At 64.4% G+C, this 16,481-nt stretch carries 14 protein-coding genes and 1 pseudogene; 5 read left to right on the forward strand and 10 right to left on the reverse strand.

Translation table 11 applies throughout. The features are described from left to right. Positions 1–191: 191 nt before the first annotated feature. The gene (locus ACFQDH_RS13150; RefSeq protein WP_382401984.1) at positions 192–593 is read right to left on the reverse strand and encodes a PIN-like domain-containing protein; all 402 of its coding nucleotides are present in this window, start codon (positions 591–593) and stop codon (positions 192–194) included. Between the two features lie 136 nt (positions 594–729). Between ACFQDH_RS13150 and ACFQDH_RS13155 the strand changes: the two genes are divergently transcribed. Further along, a complete protein-coding gene (locus ACFQDH_RS13155) occupies positions 730–1,056 on the forward strand; it encodes a hypothetical protein (RefSeq protein ID WP_382404944.1) in 327 nt (108 codons plus the stop codon). A gap of 36 nt (positions 1,057–1,092) precedes the next feature. On the opposite strand, the pseudogene ACFQDH_RS13160 reads toward ACFQDH_RS13155, so the two are convergent. From ACFQDH_RS13160 to ACFQDH_RS13180, 5 genes and pseudogenes are all read right to left on the reverse strand, one after another. Next, positions 1,093–1,323, reverse strand: a pseudogene (locus ACFQDH_RS13160) (helix-turn-helix domain-containing protein); the annotation flags it as partial. Positions 1,324–1,404: 81 nt separating this feature from the next. Further along, a complete protein-coding gene (locus tag ACFQDH_RS13165) occupies positions 1,405–2,226 on the reverse strand; it encodes a T3SS (YopN, CesT) and YbjN peptide-binding chaperone 1 (protein WP_382401986.1) in 822 nt (273 codons plus the stop codon). Positions 2,227–2,285: 59 nt separating this feature from the next. Further along, positions 2,286–2,474 (reverse strand): hypothetical protein, encoded by a 189-nt coding sequence (locus tag ACFQDH_RS13170; RefSeq protein WP_382401988.1) that lies wholly within the window; start codon positions 2,472–2,474, stop codon positions 2,286–2,288. Positions 2,475–2,504: 30 nt separating this feature from the next. Next, positions 2,505–3,023 (reverse strand): GNAT family N-acetyltransferase, encoded by a 519-nt coding sequence (locus ACFQDH_RS13175; protein ID WP_382401990.1) that lies wholly within the window; start codon positions 3,021–3,023, stop codon positions 2,505–2,507. Next, positions 3,020–3,310 carry a type II toxin-antitoxin system TacA family antitoxin gene (locus ACFQDH_RS13180; protein ID WP_382401993.1) on the reverse strand — a complete coding sequence of 97 codons (291 nt, stop codon included), beginning with the start codon at positions 3,308–3,310 and terminating at the stop codon, positions 3,020–3,022. Before ACFQDH_RS13180 ends, ACFQDH_RS13175 begins: the two co-directional genes overlap by 4 nt. 47 nt (positions 3,311–3,357) lie before the next feature. Between ACFQDH_RS13180 and ACFQDH_RS13185 the strand changes: the two genes are divergently transcribed. Then, a complete protein-coding gene (locus ACFQDH_RS13185) occupies positions 3,358–3,810 on the forward strand; it encodes a sensor histidine kinase (protein WP_382401995.1) in 453 nt (150 codons plus the stop codon). Continuing rightward, entirely contained in the window at positions 3,807–4,454 is a 648-nt protein-coding gene (locus ACFQDH_RS13190) for a response regulator (protein ID WP_382401997.1), read from the forward strand. The genes ACFQDH_RS13185 and ACFQDH_RS13190 overlap by 4 nt, the downstream gene beginning before the upstream one ends. Positions 4,455–4,465: 11 nt before the next feature. Here ACFQDH_RS13190 and ACFQDH_RS13195 read toward each other — a convergent pair whose 3' ends face one another. The 4 genes from ACFQDH_RS13195 to ACFQDH_RS13210 form a co-directional block, all read right to left on the reverse strand. Continuing rightward, complete coding sequence (locus ACFQDH_RS13195) at positions 4,466–5,128, reverse strand: nuclease-related domain-containing protein (protein ID WP_382401998.1); 663 nt, start codon at positions 5,126–5,128, stop codon at positions 4,466–4,468. Between the two features lie 184 nt (positions 5,129–5,312). Further along, positions 5,313–7,373 (reverse strand): DUF262 domain-containing protein, encoded by a 2,061-nt coding sequence (locus ACFQDH_RS13200; RefSeq protein ID WP_382402000.1) that lies wholly within the window; start codon positions 7,371–7,373, stop codon positions 5,313–5,315. Continuing rightward, positions 7,370–12,205 carry a DEAD/DEAH box helicase gene (locus ACFQDH_RS13205; RefSeq protein ID WP_382402002.1) on the reverse strand — a complete coding sequence of 1,612 codons (4,836 nt, stop codon included), beginning with the start codon at positions 12,203–12,205 and terminating at the stop codon, positions 7,370–7,372. The genes ACFQDH_RS13200 and ACFQDH_RS13205 overlap by 4 nt, the downstream gene beginning before the upstream one ends. A gap of 234 nt (positions 12,206–12,439) precedes the next feature. Next, on the reverse strand, positions 12,440–13,180 hold the full coding sequence (locus ACFQDH_RS13210; RefSeq protein ID WP_382402004.1) for a hypothetical protein: 741 nt from the start codon (positions 13,178–13,180) through the stop codon (positions 12,440–12,442). Positions 13,181–13,349: 169 nt separating this feature from the next. Between ACFQDH_RS13210 and ACFQDH_RS13215 the strand changes: the two genes are divergently transcribed. Then, the gene (locus tag ACFQDH_RS13215) at positions 13,350–15,083 is read left to right on the forward strand and encodes an L-lactate permease (RefSeq protein WP_382402006.1); all 1,734 of its coding nucleotides are present in this window, start codon (positions 13,350–13,352) and stop codon (positions 15,081–15,083) included. 105 nt (positions 15,084–15,188) lie between these two features. After that, positions 15,189–16,403 (forward strand): alpha-hydroxy acid oxidase, encoded by a 1,215-nt coding sequence (locus tag ACFQDH_RS13220; protein WP_382402008.1) that lies wholly within the window; start codon positions 15,189–15,191, stop codon positions 16,401–16,403. Positions 16,404–16,481: the final 78 nt, after the last annotated feature.

A 16,481-nucleotide genomic window follows, 5' to 3' on the forward strand; every position in this document is an offset into this window, starting at 1 on the left:
CCCCAAGGTGATCGAGTAGCGGAGGAGCGAAGCGGAGGGCATATCGAGATCCCACACTTGAGCTGGCCGAGGAGCGACCAAGGTGATCGAGTAGCGGGGGAGCGAAGCGGAGGAGCGTATCGAGATCCCGATGCCCGGTACTACCCGCCGCGGAGCACCACCGACCTTGACTGCTCCGTCGGGCAACGACATCAGGCTCCCAGGTTGATCGCGCGAACGCCGGTGCGGGAGACAGCAAAGAGAGACGGCCCGGGCGCTACCGCGAGCCGCCAGATCGCATCTCGGTGCGAGATGTAGAGCTCGCTCATCTGCGCACCGGAGAGGTTGCCGGACGTGAGGTAGAAGGCGCTGACTCCATGCTCGATGACTGCGGCACGTTCGGCGGGTCGGTAGCGGATCTTTTCGTCTTTCATCAACACTGGCCAGTGTTGTCGTCCTGCCAATTCGAGCCACTCGACATCGTCGACCGTTTCGTCGGTTGGTATGCCGTAGTGCTCGGACAGGGTCACCAGGTCCCAACCGTCGGCGCGGAGCGCATCCGGCACCTGGCGGCGTCCCAGGCTGCGATCGACAAAGAAGCGCAGCCCGGGCATCGTCGGTCCGTCAGTTCACCAGGACCGCGAGGACGTCCTCGAGTTCGGCCCGCGGGATGCCGTACTCCTCGGACACGACGTCGATGTCTCGCTCTGCCTTGAAGAGGGAGATCGCATCTTCGAGCCTCACCCCGCCATGTCTGAAGATCGGCTGGCCAAAGGAGCGTTTGACGTCGGCAACCAGCTCGGCTTTCCGAAACCCAAGGAGTGGGATGGCGGTGGCGAATCCATCGTGACCAAAGACGATCTGTGTGAGGTAGTCGTGGACGACTTCGGTGAAGACCCGTTGACCGTCGCGAACAACGACGAGCTCACGGACCGCATCGGCCTCATCCTGGTCCGCGTGCTTTGCACGATCGAAAAGGACTTCGGCACCATCGGTGAAAAGCTGTTTGGAAGCGAGAGCGTGCCGGATGCCCATCTCCTCGCCGAGACGCTCGAGTGCTGGCCGGATGCGCTGTAATGGCACGCCAGTGCGACGAATCGCCGACAATGCATATCCCTCTGCGAGGCCGACAAACGGAATGTTCGGACCGTGTGGAGTGGTCCTGTCGACCGTCGTCAGAACCGGCGAACCAGATCCTCGGTCGCTGCCCGCGCCGTTGCGTCCGCGTGCCCAGTTGCGGAATGTCGAGGTGGAGAGGTCAAGGAATCGAGCAGCCTCTGCCTGGGTATAGAGCGGAGCGGCGAACTTGTCGACAGCGGTCGATTCGGTGTGCAGGGCAGTCATGACAGGCCTCCTCTCGACGGCGTGCTTCTCACTCAATCATGGTCTACGACTCCGACAGTGGCACCACGCAGTGGCTCGCGCTCACCCCGTCGCCGGCTGCCCGCCAAGCCGGTCGGCCAGGTCGAGGTGGTTGGCGCGGTAGTCGGCCACGAAGAGCGCGAGCATCTCGTCGAACAGTTCCGGCTGGAAGATCAGCGACGGGATGGTCAGGTGCTGCCACACCGAGTGATCCCGGACCACCCAACGCGACCAGAGATTACTGCGGTTGAGCCCATTCACGTCGACCCCAGCCTGCCGGCGCGAGCGCACGTCGTCCACCACGCGCGTGAAGAACGTGATGGCCGGCTTTGCCTCCGTGACGCCGACCCACAACCGAACTCCGTTGACCATCAGCGGAAGGTCGTCGTCCTCGTCGAGCTCGGCCTCCTCGTCATACTCACTGCGGACGTGGGCGAGGAGCGCGCCGAGCACCTGCTCCTTGGTGCTGGTGAACAGAGCCGGGACGGCAGATCCGTCGACGTCCGGAGCGCTGCCACGAACCCCGAGACCGAGGATGCCGACGCCGGCCGCCGCAGTGCCGATGGCAGCGACGGTCAGCAGTTGCGGGTGGGGTGTCCTGAAGCGTCCACCCTCCAGAACGGTCCGCAGCTGGTGCACAGCGTCGGCCGGATCGTCCGCGGTGGTGTAGACCTCGTCCCAGTGGTAGTCGATCTGGATCACGCCACGGACCGGCGCGATGTCGATCACCCACGGCTCCGTGTCGCCTGCCATTGGCACGTAGATCTGCAGCTTGTTCCACGGGTCGAGCATGGTGGACACGTATGCCGCCATCCGTCGCTCGAACAACTCCCAGGGACCCATCGACGACCCCGTGGTCGCGCTCTCCTTCACCTGTTTTCTCATCTGGCACCCCTTCCTTGTGTCCTCAGTCTGGCAGCGACCACTGACATCGCAGTCGTCGTTCACCCGGCGTTCGCCATACGTGCCTCATCCAGCGCGGCCGTCCACAGCAGACCGCCGATCTCGTTGACCCCCAACGCCGTTCGTATGGCGGCGGCGGAATCCTGGGCAGACAGCCCGCCATACTTCGCTGCGTGCAGCAGCGCGACGGACGGCGTCGGGCGCTGCGAATGGACGCAGTGCAGGAACACCGTCTCATCACCCGCTGATTGCGTGCGTGGCTACTGCGGGAAGTTTGCGTCCGGGCGGAGGCTTGCCCGGATGTCCTTGGTCCGCCGGTAGAGGCGCATCGGGTGCTCGGGCACCGACAGGAAGCCGTAGTGGGTGTAGAAGTGCGCGGCCGCTTCATCGATGGCGTCCACCACCACCAGACGAGCCGCTGCGGCATCGCCTGCAGCCACGGCCTTGCGTAGAGACTCGGCAAGCAGCAAGCCACCGAGTCCCTCGCCCTGATGGTCGCTTTCGACCGCGAGCCGGGCGAGCAGCACCACTCCAACGGGATAGGCAGGGAGTCCTCTGGCGAGTCGTCGCGGCGCGTCTGCCCGGAGCACCGACCCCATGGTGAGGCTGAAGTAGCCCACTACGTCTTCACCCTGGATCAGGACGAAGGTTCGCGCCGAGTCAATCTGCTGTGCAGCCTGGGCGTGGTTGTGCAGCCAGTTGTCGAGCGCGCCCTGACCGGACCGGAACGTGGCGACGTTGTGTTCCTCGCGGAGGCGCTCCAGTCGTCGATCGGTCACGCCTCGGGCAGCTTCGGGTGTCGCTGGAAGAGATCACTCAGCTGTTCGACTGGTGTGGCCGGCTTGTCCAGCTCAGCCATGAAGCGGTCGAACGCCTCGTTCGACAGGGTCAGGTCGCGGTGCTGCTCTATCACCGTCGCCGCCCGCGCGGTCACTGTGTCGAGCACGAATGACGTCACCGTGGCGTGCTCCAGGTCTGCGGCCTCGCGGATGAGGGCATCCTGCTCGGGGGTCACGCGCACCTCTAGGCGATGGCGCTTCAGAGGCGGAACCGCTCGGCTACTCATGACAGCGATTCTATCCCGTCCGGACGGTGTCCGTACATGGCCTCTGTATGGCGCCAAGCGGCGGCACTCCCCGCCGCAGTGTGCTGCGACCGGAGGGCGGCAGCGCCGCGACCTCCCCGCAACCGGGGTTGCCCGACCTTCCCGCACTCGCAGCCTCCTACCGATCCGCCGGGCTCTGCGTCGCCTGCACATCGACGGTCACCGGCCGACTGCCCGGCAGTGTCGAGCTCACGGCATACCGGGTGGCGCAGGAGGCGCTGACCAACGTGCTGCGCCATTCGCAGTCGGGGGACGCGCGACACGACGTCCGCAGACTCGGCGACTCCTTGCGCGTCGAGATCACCGACCTCGGCCCGCCCAGACCGGGCACGGAACCTCCCGGACACGGACTGGCCGGTATGACGGAGCGCGTCGCCGCGTGCGGCGGCCGACTCGACGCCGGACCGCTCGGGGCCGGCTTCCGAGTCGCGGCCACCCTTCCGCTGGCGGTGGCCGCGTGATCAGGCTGCTGGTGGTCGACGATCAGGCGCTGGTGCGCCGCGGGTTCGCGATGATCCTCGATCAGGAGCCGGACCTCGAGGTCGTCGGCGAGGCGGGCAACGGGCACGAAGCGGTCGAGCGATGCCGCGCCGTCGACCCTGATGTCGTGCTGATGGACGTGCGCATGCCGGAGATGAACGGCATCGACGCGACGGCCGCGATCGTCCGGTCATCGAGCGCGCGGGTGCTCATGCTCACCACCTTCGACCTCGACGCCTACGTGTATGACGCGATCCGCGCTGGTGCCAGCGGGTTCCTGCTCAAGGATGTGCGGCCCGATGATCTCGCCCATGCCGTCCGCGCGGTCGCGGCCGGGGAGACCATGCTCGCGCCGGCGATCACGCGCCGGTTGGTCGAAGAGTTCTGTGCGCGGCCGGCGCCGGGCCGCGCCGACGAGCGACTCGGCGTGCTGTCCGCCCGTGAGCTCGAAGTCCTCGAGCTGATCGGCAAGGGATTGTCGAATGCCGAGATCGCGAGCACGCTCTTCGTCTCGCCGACGACCGTAAAGACCCACGTGACGCGGGTGCTGTCCAAACTCGACCTACGAGATCGGGTGCAGGCCGTCGTCCTGGCGTATGAGTGCGGGCTCCTGCGTCCCGGCTGATGGGACCTGGGTCAGGCAGGCCTGAAGTGGCGGTCGAGCAGATGCATGGTCGCCGCCACATCGACGGGTCCAGCTGGGGACCGCGTGATCGTCTTGATCAGCTGCCGTGGCGGGAGCACCTGTATGCCGCGAGTGGCGAATGACCCGCCGATGAGTGGCCAGTCGGCAGTCACGAAGCAGAGTGCGCCCGTCACGGGAACATGGCCGAGCGCCCGCCGCACGTGATCCACCTGGTGCTGGACACCAAGGACAAGATTGTCTCGGTCTCGCCCGCCGACGGTCAGGTGTCCGGTCTGTGGCCGAAACAAGCCACCTTCGATCTTCAGCGCCGGGCGTCCCGAGTAGCGCTTCGTGTCGATGACCCACACCCCGCCGGTGGTCACGGCCAGGTGATCGATGTTGCCGCGCCCTGCGATCTTGCGATCGTGCAGTATGCCGACCCCGCACTCGCGAAGCCGGTCGAGCCGGGCGCCGACCAGTTCCTCGCCCTTTGCGCCCTGATCCCACGCTCGCGTGCTCTGCGGCTCAGCGGTCAGCGCAGCCGCAACCCGGGCGACCCTGCCACGAGACGCAACACGCTCGCGCCGCAGTTTCCGTCGTCGCTCGAACTCTCGTCGCGCGGACTGCCCAGCAACGTCCGCTTCGACGTTGTCCGATGGGTCCCGACGCTGCATGAGCGGACGCTAGTGCCTCCGGCTCCTCCCAGTGCAGTGTTCCTACAAATCGGTCCTTCCGGGCCGAGTTCGGTCGACCCAGATGGAGCCCGCGGAGTGGCGGTTTCGAGTTGCTGCTCGTTTCCTATAAGTCCTCCAGTCGATCACGGTGGCCACGACACTACTGTCGCGTTCGGCGCTGGTCCTACTCCTCCCCGAGGGCGATGAGATCCTCGGTGTCTAGCTTCTGCTCAGGATCTGCGATTCCGTCGGTGAAGGTGAGGCCTTCAGCAGCGAGTACGTCGTGCGGATCGCGCGTGTCCGATGGATCAGTCCATGCGAATCCGCTCGCGATGCGCCCGTCCCACGTCATCACTCGATATGCATTGGTGCACCGCGTGCAACGCGCGACGTGATTGGCGACGGCCTGGGGCGAGGTGCCAATGGCCTCGGCCATGTGAAAGTAGCTCGTCCATGTCCCGGCGGACGTCCTGGAGAGAATCTCGTGCAGTTGACTCCAGTTGAACCCGGAGCGCTCCGCGAATCTCTCTCGATAGCAATCAAGAACCTCGGCTTGCAGCTCCGGCCGTTTCCAAATGCTCGCTGCCTTCGCTGCGAGTCTCTCTCCGCGTGCGCGGATCTCGTCCTCGCTCCATGCATGTAGTCGAGCGAGTCCCTCGTTCAGCCGAAGGGGGCTGTCTCGGAAGCCGCCGGTCATGTCACGCTTCTCAGCGAACGGTCGGTCTGAGTACTCAGGGTTGTACCCGGTCAGCGTGAGGTTTCCGAGCCGGTGAAGGTGGATCTCCTGGACCTCCTTCCAGTTGATGCCAAGGTCTTTCTGCCATGCCTCGGATAGGTTTGGGTTCTGCGGCATGATGTGTTCAATCGTGTACTCGGCTGTCGAAACGGGCTCTTTGCGGCCGTCGTTCTCGAGTTTTCGGAATAGATAGGACGCGCGGGCGAACCGGTAGATGTCGACTTCGGTGAGCGACTCAAGGAATTCGGTGTCGGTGGGAAACCGTGTGTACGTGGGCATCAGGAGAAACCGCGCGATGATGCTGTTCACGTAGTTCGTGCTGTCGATGCTGGCCGCGAGGCCGGCGAAGGTCTTGTTGTGGCTGTTGGTGGGGATCTGGCACACGGCGCGCCGAACGATGTAGGACGTCACAATGGACGCGAGCGACGACACCTCCTCCCGACCGATGAGGTTCTTTACGTAGTCGGAGTAGACGCGCAGCATGAACGGGTACACGACTGATGCACGAAGTTGCTCCAGCTCGTTGAACTTGCCGTGCAGAACGGGATCGTCCTCTTGCCCCAGCGCCATCGCGGCAAACCAGGTCGCGTACTTTGCCAGATCCTTGACGACGTCGTCACGCGGCGTCCCGATGCGAGCCTCCCTGCCGGCGTAATCCTTGAAGGCATCATAAATGTCGTCCAGTCGCGGGATAGCGCCGGTCTTCAGCGTCAGATAGTGGCGCACGAACTCGTCGAAGAGTGCCTCGTTCGTCGCGAAGCGCTGCTCCATCGGGAACCAATAATCCTCGTAGAGGCGGGTCTGCTGCGTGGGAGGCAGGTCCATGAGGACAAAGTTGCGGATCAGATCCGCCTGAGAAAGCCTCTTTCCGGTGGAGTTCATGGTCTCGAAGACGAGTTGGGGGTCGTCGAAGCCCCGGGTCAGCGACACATCGACGACAATGAGCTTCTTCAAGCCAAGGCAGACCTGCACCAAATCGACGCCAGGATCCTGCAGGCTGGTCAGCAACCGCTCGTAGTTGGCGACCACACGCGATCGTTCCGTGGTTGGCAACGGCGCACCGCTGACGATGGATTTCAGGGCCTCCTTGTCTGATTTCGACAGGATCAGCTTGAAGAAGCGGTCGCCCTCTTCATATTCGTTGGTGAGGTATAGGCCGCGGATCTTTCGAGGAGAGAACCCCTCGACTGGCTCTTGGTCGCCTTCGGGGAGCTCGTCAAGCCTGGCAGCCAAGGCAGCAAGCAGAAGCATGACTGTGGTGACGCGCTGCTGGCCGTCGATGATGAGGTCGGGTTCGGTCGATGTGCGGGTGCCTTCGCCGCGCGCGACGTACACAATGGATCCGGTGAAGTGCGCACCTAGTCCGTCGTGACCGCCAGCATGCAGGACATCTGACCAGAGCCGATCGCATTCCTCTGACTGCCAGGAGTACACGCGCTGGTAGATGGGCACCACGAACTGCGTGCTCTTTTTGAGGAGATTGAGCAGGTTTGCGTCAACGGCCTTCATTTGTCATCCTCGGCTCGAATCTGCAAAGACGGGAGGGCATCGACGATCTTCATCGTCTCCAAACTGACGGTGACGATGCGCGCGAGCAGGTCGAGGATGTAGCGCAGGTCGCCGACCTCGCGGGACCAGTCGTTCGGGTTGTTGACGATCCCGGATGCCTTGTCGGTCTTGATGTAGTAGCGGTCGATGACCCACTCAATGGCCGACCGCGAGCCGAGCATGTAGCGGTACGCCTCGTCCGGGATCCCCCGCAACGTGATGTTGCTGTTGTAGACGATCGTGCTGCGGTCCGCCTTCTCGCCGGCGGCCTTCTGCTCAGCGGTCGGCTTGCCGAACCGCATCTTCTTGTCGCCGACCGCGAAGAAGTCGTACGCGTTGCGCCCGACCAGTGGCTGGGCGTCGAGTCCGTCGAGCGGGTATGGCGTGACAGTCTCGTATCCCACGTGCAGTTCGGACAGCCTGCGGCCGGCGTCGACGAACGGCCACGGATCGACCACCAGCGGGATGCGCGGCAGCATCTTCCTGAGGTCCGCCGCGTAGATCTCACGGTAGTCGGGGGAGTGCAGCAGTCCGTAGGCGTAGAAGAAGATGTCATCCTTGGCGATCGAATCCCCGTATGCCGCAACGAAATTCGCCAGTGCTTCGTCCGTGATGTTGTCGATTCGACGGTAACCGTCCACCACTGTGTCGCCCGTGGACGTGTCGAGCGCGAGCATACCGTCGCCGGCATCGATCCTCTCGTAGCGCCAGCGAGCGAAGAACTGGCCCGAACCAGAGCCATAGACGGACAGATCCGGCAGAGGTCCGCACATCAGGCTCGACCACGGCTTATCCGAGCCAGGATTTACCAGGTACATGCCGAAGTTTGCGGCGTCGGGCACCGGGTACAGACGGTTCAGTGAGTACTGCTGATCGTTGAGGTGTGGATCGAAGTAGGTCCACTGCGCTTGAAATGGACGGAAGGTCGCTCGACGCACCGCACTGTCCTCCCACGCGAGTTCGATGTTTCGCTTTACCGCGTTTTCGAGAGTCCTGCTCCACTTGATGCGAGTGGCGTCCAGAGTCAGAACAGGAACCTTGGTCTGAGCACGGTCAGCGTTGTAGGTATCAAGCGTCGTGGTGATCGAGTCGCGTAAAGATGCTCGGCATGACGCGTAAGCCCAGGCGGATCTAGCAGTGTTCAGCCCGTAGGAGAATAGACTGAATACTGTTGCGGCAGATCGCTTTTCGCCGATCGGAAGAAATTTGTCGAAGTCGTCGCGGCGCTGGTTGAGCCAGTCGCCGTGCGCGTTCGGTTGGATGTGAGTGACGGGTTCGAGTCCCGTCACACTGGACGACTCGTGGACCTTCGCGAGTTTCTGTTCACGAGTGAGGTAGTCGCCGATATCGGTGTAGTGGATTTGGGCTGGTCCGGCGTGCGCCGGGTCGCGGACCAGGAGGGTGATGGCGACGGTTGCGCGTGAGCCGCCGCCGAAGACTTTCCCGCCTTCCTTGCGTGACTGCTCGCCGGCGGTGCGTTGGTTGCCGCGGAGGTTGTAGATGTAGATGTCGCTGAATTCGTCGGCGAGGGTGAGGCGCATGCCGTCGGCGGTGTTGGAGTCGAGCCAGCCACCGTTGGTGACATAGGCGATGACTCCGCGGTCCTTGATCCGCAGGGTGGCCCATTTGATGGCGCGGATGTAGGAGTCGTAGAGGCTGTTCTTGTTGGTCGCGGTCGACCGGGCGGCGTAGGTGTCGCGGATCGCGGTATCCAGGTCGGGGTACTTCTCGTTGGCGTTGTTGTCGTTCGCGCTGTCCTGCCCGGAAGAGTAGGGCGGGTTGCCGACAATGACTTGGATGTCGAGCTTCTTGAGTTCTTCGAGGCGGGCGTTGTTCTGCACGAAAACGCTTGTGTCCAAACGGTCGTCGTTCTCCCAGGACTGGAACGTGTCGGTGAGGATCAGGCCGGGGAACGGTTCATACGGTGCGTCCGGATCGATCGATCCACGGATGACGTCCTGGTAGGTCGTCTCGATGTTGACGGCTGCGATGTAGTAGGCGAGCAGCAGCATCTCGTTGGCGTGTAGTTCGTGGGCGTATTTGCGGGCCAGGTCGTGTGGCTCGATCAGCCCGAGTTGGAGGAGTCGGACGATGAAGGTGCCTGTGCCGACGAACCCGTCGAGGACGTGCACGCCTTCGTCGGTGATGCCGTGGCCGAAGTGTTCACGCAGCACGTGGTCGGCGGAGCGGAGGATGAAGTCGACGATCTCGACCGGGGTGTAGACGATGCCGAGCTTGTCGACGGTTTTCTTGAACGCGGTCGCGAAGAACGTGTCGTAGAGCTGCACGATCAACTGCTGCCGACCGTCGGCGGTGTCGACGCCGTGCACCCGCATCCGCACCGAGTCGTAGAACTTCTGAAGCGACTGGTTCTCGTCGTCCAGCCGGTGCTCGTCGAGGGCGTCGAGCATCCGCTCCATCGTCTGTGCGACGGGGTTGTGTTTGGTGAAGTCGTAGCCACCGAAGAGCGCTTCGAAGACGGGCCGGGTGATCAGGTGCTGGGCGAGCATGTCGATCGCGTCCGCGCGGGTAATGCGCTCGTTGAGGTTGCCACGTAGCCCGTCGAGGAAGCGGTCGAACTCCGCTGTTACGACTGGGTTTCCGCCATCGAGCAACGAGGTGATGCGGGTGATGTGCCGCCCGGCGATGTCGGCGATGTCTTTGGCCCAGTCCTCCCAGTAGGTGCGCGAGCCGACCTTCGCGACGACCTTGGCGTAGATCGCTTCCCGCCATTCATCCAACCAAGTGAGCCCGAGCGCGCCCTGCGTTCCTTGGCCGTCGCCAGGACCGTCCTGGTCCCCGCGGCTGTCGGGGCCGGGGACGCCGATGACGTTGATCTTTTCGTCGCGGGCCTTGACCAGCTCGATGCGGTTGACCATCGCGTTGAAGCGCTCGTCGTGCGCGCGCAGTGCCTGCAGGACTTCCCAGACGGCGGCATACCGCTTGTTGTCGCGCAGCGCTTGTTCGGGTGTCATGCCGGCCGGGATGCCGATCGGCAGGATGATGTAGCCGTACTCCTTGCCCGGTGCTTTGCGCATCACCCGTCCGACGGACTGCACGATGTCGACCACGGACTTGCGCGGCGACAGGAACATCACCGCGTCCAATGCGGGCACGTCGACGCCTTCGGACAGGCAGCGTGCGTTGGTCAGGATCCGGCAGGTGCCATCCGGGACCGGTGCGCGTAGCCAGTCGAGGCGGGTGTTGCGCTCGAGCGCGTTGTAGGTGCCGTCGACGTGCTGGATCTCGCAGGACAGCACCGGGTCGCCATCGGCGTCGTCGAGCTCGTGGGCGGCGGCATACTGCCGGACCGTTTCCCCGAAGAGGGATTCGATCTGCTTGGAGTCCTTGATGGTGCCGGCGAATGCGACGGCGCGGCGCATGGGTGAGGGGTCGGATCCGAACGAGTGCTCGGCGTCGCCGCGTTTGGCCAGGCCGTTCCAGCAGCCGACGATTTTTGCGGCGTCGTCCAGGCGCAGTTCGTTGCCTTCGTCGGCCAGCTGTAGCTGGAAGGTGCGGGACACGCTGGTTTCGTCGACGGCGAGGACGAGGACTTTGTAGTCGGTGAGTAGGTCGCGTTCGACGGCCTCGCCGAATCCGAGCCGGTAGAGCTCGGGACCAAACTTGGTCTCGTCGTCCATTGATGCGAGCACCGCGTTGGTGTCGCCGGCCTTGGCCTTGGAGGTGTCGTCGTAGATGCGCGGGGTGGCGGTCATGTAGATCCGTTTGGTGCCTGCGAGGTAGTCGTTGTTGTGCACGCGCATGAAGTGCGACTCGTTGGCGTCGCCGAGGGTGACGCCGGTGGTGCGGTGCGCTTCGTCGCAGATGATCAGGTCGAACGGTGACAGGTTGCCGCTTTTCTGGGCTTGGGCGACGACGTCGATCGACTGGTACGTGGAGAACACGACGGTCATGGCGTCTTGCTCGGCCGCCGCCTGCGCGAGCCGGGCCTGCAACACAGCGACGTTCGTGGTCGACGGCAGTGCGAGGTCGACCGCGGAGATGTCTTCATCCGTGGCCTTGGACCGGGCGGTCGCCTTCTTGTCCGAGCACACCGCCAACGGCGCCAGCGGCACCTCCGCCTCGGTGGCCCACTCGCGCAGGGTCTGTGACAGCAGGCTGATCGAGGGGACCAGGAAGAGTACCGAGTTGCCCGCGCCCGCCATACGTTCGGCGAGTCGCAGTGAGGTGAAGGTTTTGCCGGTGCCGCACGCCATGATCAGCTTGCCGCGGTCCTGCGTGGCCAGCCCGTCGACGGCTGCGGTGACCGCTTCGACCTGGTGCGGGCGCAGCTTCTTCTTATCGCTGACGGGCAGGTGCTGGGGCGCGGACCAGTCGAACTCGTCCCAGTCGATTGGGGAGGCTTCCAGCTGGGCCATGCCGATGCGGCGGACCGGAATCTGCTGGCCCTGGATCGCGTCCTCGGCGTGGCTGTTCCACTTGTCGGTGGTGGAGACGATGATCCGCTCGCCGAAGCCCTCCTTGCCGGAGGCGGACAGGAACGAGTCGATGTCCTGCTTGCCGATGGTCGAGTCGGGTGCGTAGAACTTGCACTGGATCGCGACGTTCGCGCCGGTTGTGCGGTCGACTGCGACCAGGTCGATGCCGGTGTCGTGCTTGCCGTCGCGGCCTGGCCAGTCGTTCCACAGGTAGACGTGGCTGAACTGGTCGGCATACATCGGGTCCGTACGCAGGAACTGCTCCATCAGGCGCTCGAGCTTGCTGCCCTTGTCAGCCTCCGAGGTCGATTGTTTCCGCAGCTCGTCCAGGACTTCGTACACCGTTGTCGTCACGCGGCCGATCTTGCCTTATGTACGCGGTGGCTCTCAGGCGGTCCGGTCACGATTTCGAATCGTCCCCTGTCGCCGACTGATTTGTCATCGCGATCAGGCGGGTCGTTACGTGCGGTATCGGACACCGGGCATCCACTCGGGCGCTCGCGAAGGGCGCCTTCCGCGGCATACATCTGAGAAGGCGTCCCGTCTCGATATGGGCTCGTTCCTCGCCCTACTCGACCCGCCAGTACCTCAGTATTTCGTGACGTTGTTCCAGAACGAGCAATTGTGTTGTGTGGCAGCGACACTCGTCGGTGAGGTCATGCTGGTGTCACCGGGCTGCAGGGACATCACCGGGTGCTGGGCTGCGCTGTAGCGCTGCCAGGCAGGGGTGTGCGGAGCCATCGGGCTCCCTGCGCGCGCCAGGTGGGTCCTCGACAGCAGGATCTGCTGCTGCAGGGCCGCCTGGTTGGCGTCCAACTTGCTGGTGTCGAAGTGCTGCAGCGTGTTGGAGCCGCTGTGTTGTGCACCGAGCACGTCGGTCGTGTTCTCGCCGGCCGGGTTGTCCGCATCGGCATTGAGATCGGCATACACGGGCATGTATTTCGACGTCTTCTTGTCCAGCTGCAGCATCGGGCAGACCGATCCTGAGTCGGCCATGATCGTCCGGTACGCGGTGTATGGCGACGCGAATCGGGCCAGCGGGTAAAGCTTTTCGACTGTCGGTGCCAACTTCCCGAACTGTTCCTTGACCAGCATCCGGTACCGCGCAGGCGTCTCGGCAACCACGATGTCCTTGGTGAAGTTGTTGGCGTCGACACCACTGTTGAATTCATCGCGCGCGACGTCGGTGATCAGATTGGCGGCGCATGGTCGAGACGGCGACCATGGGGACGGGCACGAGAGGTCGGTCAGCCACGCGGCGGCCGCAGCTCGGTGCGACCCCGGCCGGCCCGTGAATTCGGGCGACGCAAGACCACCAACGCCCGACACGCCCGTGCCACACTGCTGAGACCACCAACCCCGAAACCTGATGCACGGCAGTCTCATCGCTCCAACGGCAGGGTGCCACACGGCCTTGGCGCGCACCGCTGACGTGGTCGATGCCGTAGTCCACGCAGATGCAGCACATGTCATGAACGGACTATCGAAGAGGTGACCGATGTACCGTCCGGTTCTCGATGCCGTGGGCGGCTCGCTCCTGCTGACCGCCCTGGTTGCGATGCTTCCCTTGCTGACGCTGTTCGTCCTGCTGGGCGTCTTCCGAGTCACCGCGTGGAAGGCGTCCATCATCTCGCTGGTCGTCTCAATCCTGGTGGCGATCCTGGCCTATTCCATGCCGACCGGACAGGCAGTCCTGTCCGGGGCAGAGGGCGCCGTCTTCGGGTTCTTCCCGATTCTGTGGATCGTGATCAACGCGATCTGGGTCTACAACATGACCGTGGTGACTGGCCACTTCGATGTGCTGCGAAGGTCATTCGCCAAGGTCAGTGACGACCAGCGGATCCAGGCCGTCATCGTGGCGTTCTGCTTCGGCGCACTTCTCGAGGCGCTTGCCGGCTTCGGCACGCCTGTCGCGATCACCAGCGTCATGCTCATCGCGCTCGGCTTCCGTCCGCTCAAGGCTGCCGTCATCGCGCTGGTGGCCAACACCGCGCCGGTCGCGTTCGGCGCCCTGGCCGTGCCGATCACCACGTTGTCCTCGGTGAGCGGGGTCCCGCAGGACACGCTCGGCGCCATCGTCGGACGTCAGACCCCGGTGCTCGCGTTGTTCGTGCCGATGGCACTCGTCTTCATCATCGACAAGGGCAAAGGGGTCCGTGAGACCTTGCCGGCCACGATCGTCTGTGGAGTCTCCTTCGGGATCGCGCAGTTCGTCACCTCCAACTACCTGTCGGTGCAGCTCTCGGACGTCGTCGCGTCGCTCTTCAGCGCGGGGTGTGTCGTCCTACTCCTGCGGGTCTGGTCCCCGGCCACGCCCTTCGTGGACACCTCCGAGGACGCCCAGGACAGCAAGGTCCTGGCGGGCGTCGGTGCACAGAGTCAGGCCGGACTGGCCGCTGCCGGCGGCTCGGACGGCCACAAGGTCCCAGAGGGCATGAGCGTCGACGACATTGCTGCGCGGGACGCAGCAGCCAACGACACACCGGCGGATGTTGCCAGGGCCTACGCGCCATACCTCGTCATCATCGCGGTCTTCGTCATCACCCAGCTGCCGGGCGTCAAGGATCTCTTCGACGCGCCGACGTTCTCCTTCAAGTGGCCCGGCCTGCACCTGCAGACCGCGGGCGGCGACCCTTCCTCCATCCCGAAATTCAAGGTCAACTGGCTCGGCGCGGCAGGCACCCTGATGGTGATTTCCGGACTGATCTCGATCCCGATCCTCGGCATCTCGGTGAAAAAGGCGCTGAAGGCGTATGTCGACACCTACAAGCAACTCTTCGGTGCCATCGTCACGGTGATGGCGGTCCTCGGACTGGCCTACGTGATGAATGCCTCCGGCGAGACCGCGACTCTCGGCGAATGGGTGGCCGGCGCTGGCGCGGCGTTCGCGGTCCTGTCGCCGATCCTGGGCTGGCTCGGCGTCGCCGTCACCGGATCCGACACCTCATCCAACTCCCTGTTCGGCGCGCTGCAGGTGCAGGCCGCCCACCAGACCGGGCTCAACCCCGCGGTGATGGCCGCGGCCAACTCGTCCGGCGGGGTGCTCGGCAAGATGATCTCGCCGCAGAATCTCGCCATCGCGGCAGCGGCAGTCGGTATGTCGGGCCAGGAAGGCGAAGTCTTCCGGAAGGTCTTCAAGTGGAGCGTGGTCTTCCTCGTCTTCATGTGTGTCCTGGTCTACCTGCAGACCACACCGGTGTTGTCCTGGATGCTGACCGGCTCGGGGGCGTGATCCGTTTCGCATCGAGGGCGCCGTCCGTGCACGCTCGTGCCTAGCCACTAACGTGGCCGCTGCGCCGGTGAATCTGTCACCGGACCGGCTCGCGAGGATGGTCACATGGTGCAACGACAGGTGCCGAAGAGTTCCGAGATCTTCGAGCTGCTGAAATTCAAGCAACCCACGGTGCACCGGAAGCGTCGGCGACTGCAGGACGCGCAGACCATCGAGGACCTGCGCCGCATCGCCAAGCGGCGCACGCCGAAAGCGGCATTCGACTACACCGATGGCGCTGCAGAGGCCGAGGTGTCAATGCATCGGGCGCGGCAGGCCTTTGAAGACATCGAGTTCCGTCCCGGCATCCTGCGGGGCACGGATCAGGTCGACACGTCCTGCCAGATCTTCGGCGGGCCGTCGGCGCTGCCGTTCGGCATCGCACCGACCGGCTTCACCCGCCTGATGCAGACCGAGGGCGAGGTCGCCGGTGCAGCGGCGGCGGCCGCCGCCGGGATCCCGTTCTCCCTTTCCACCTTGGGCACGACCTCCATCGAGGACGTGCAGCTGGCCGGCCCGACTGGTCGTCACTGGTTCCAGCTGTATGTCATGCGTGACCGAGAGATCTCCTACGACCTGACCCGGCGTGCGGCTGCCGCCGGCTTCGACACCCTGCTCTTCACCGTGGACGCTCCGGTCGCCGGTGCGCGGTTGCGAGACAAGCGGAACGGGTTCTCGATCCCACCGCAGATCAGTGCCAGGACGGTCTTGAACGCGATCCCACGGCCATGGTGGTGGTGGGACTTCCTGACCACACCGCCGTTGGAATTCGGGTCGCTCAAGTCAACCGGTGGCACGGTCGGTGAGCTGCTCGACGCTGCCATGGATCCGACGATCAGCTTCGAGGATCTCAAGGTCGTGCGTGAGATGTTCCCGGGCAAGCTCGTGGTCAAAGGAGTGCAGACGCTCTCCGATGCGAAGACCCTGGTCGATCTCGGTGTCGACGGCCTCGTGCTCTCCAATCACGGGGGGCGCCAGCTCGATCGCGCGCCGGTGCCATTCCGGCTGCTGCCGGAGGTGGTCCGCGAGGTGGGCGCCGACACCGAGATCGTCGTCGACACGGGCATCTCTTCGGGCGCGGACATCGTCGCGGCCATCGCGCTTGGTGCGAACTTCACGCTCGTAGGCCGTGCCTACCTCTATGGGCTGATGGCCGGCGGCCGAGAGGGTGTCGACCGGGCGATCGAGATCCTGGCGGAGCAGATCGTCCGCACGATGAAGCTCCTCGGAGTCGCTTCCCTCGACGAGCTCACCCCGGATCACGTCATCCCGCTGAGCTGACGAACCCCCGACCAGCGGGCGGTGTCCGCACTCCGCTGGTCGGGTGGTGCGCGTCGATCTCGATACGCTCCCTCGTTC

Source organism: Flexivirga alba, assembly GCF_042661025.1.
In the GTDB taxonomy this organism is placed as follows: Bacteria; Actinomycetota; Actinomycetes; order Actinomycetales; family Dermatophilaceae; genus Flexivirga; species Flexivirga alba.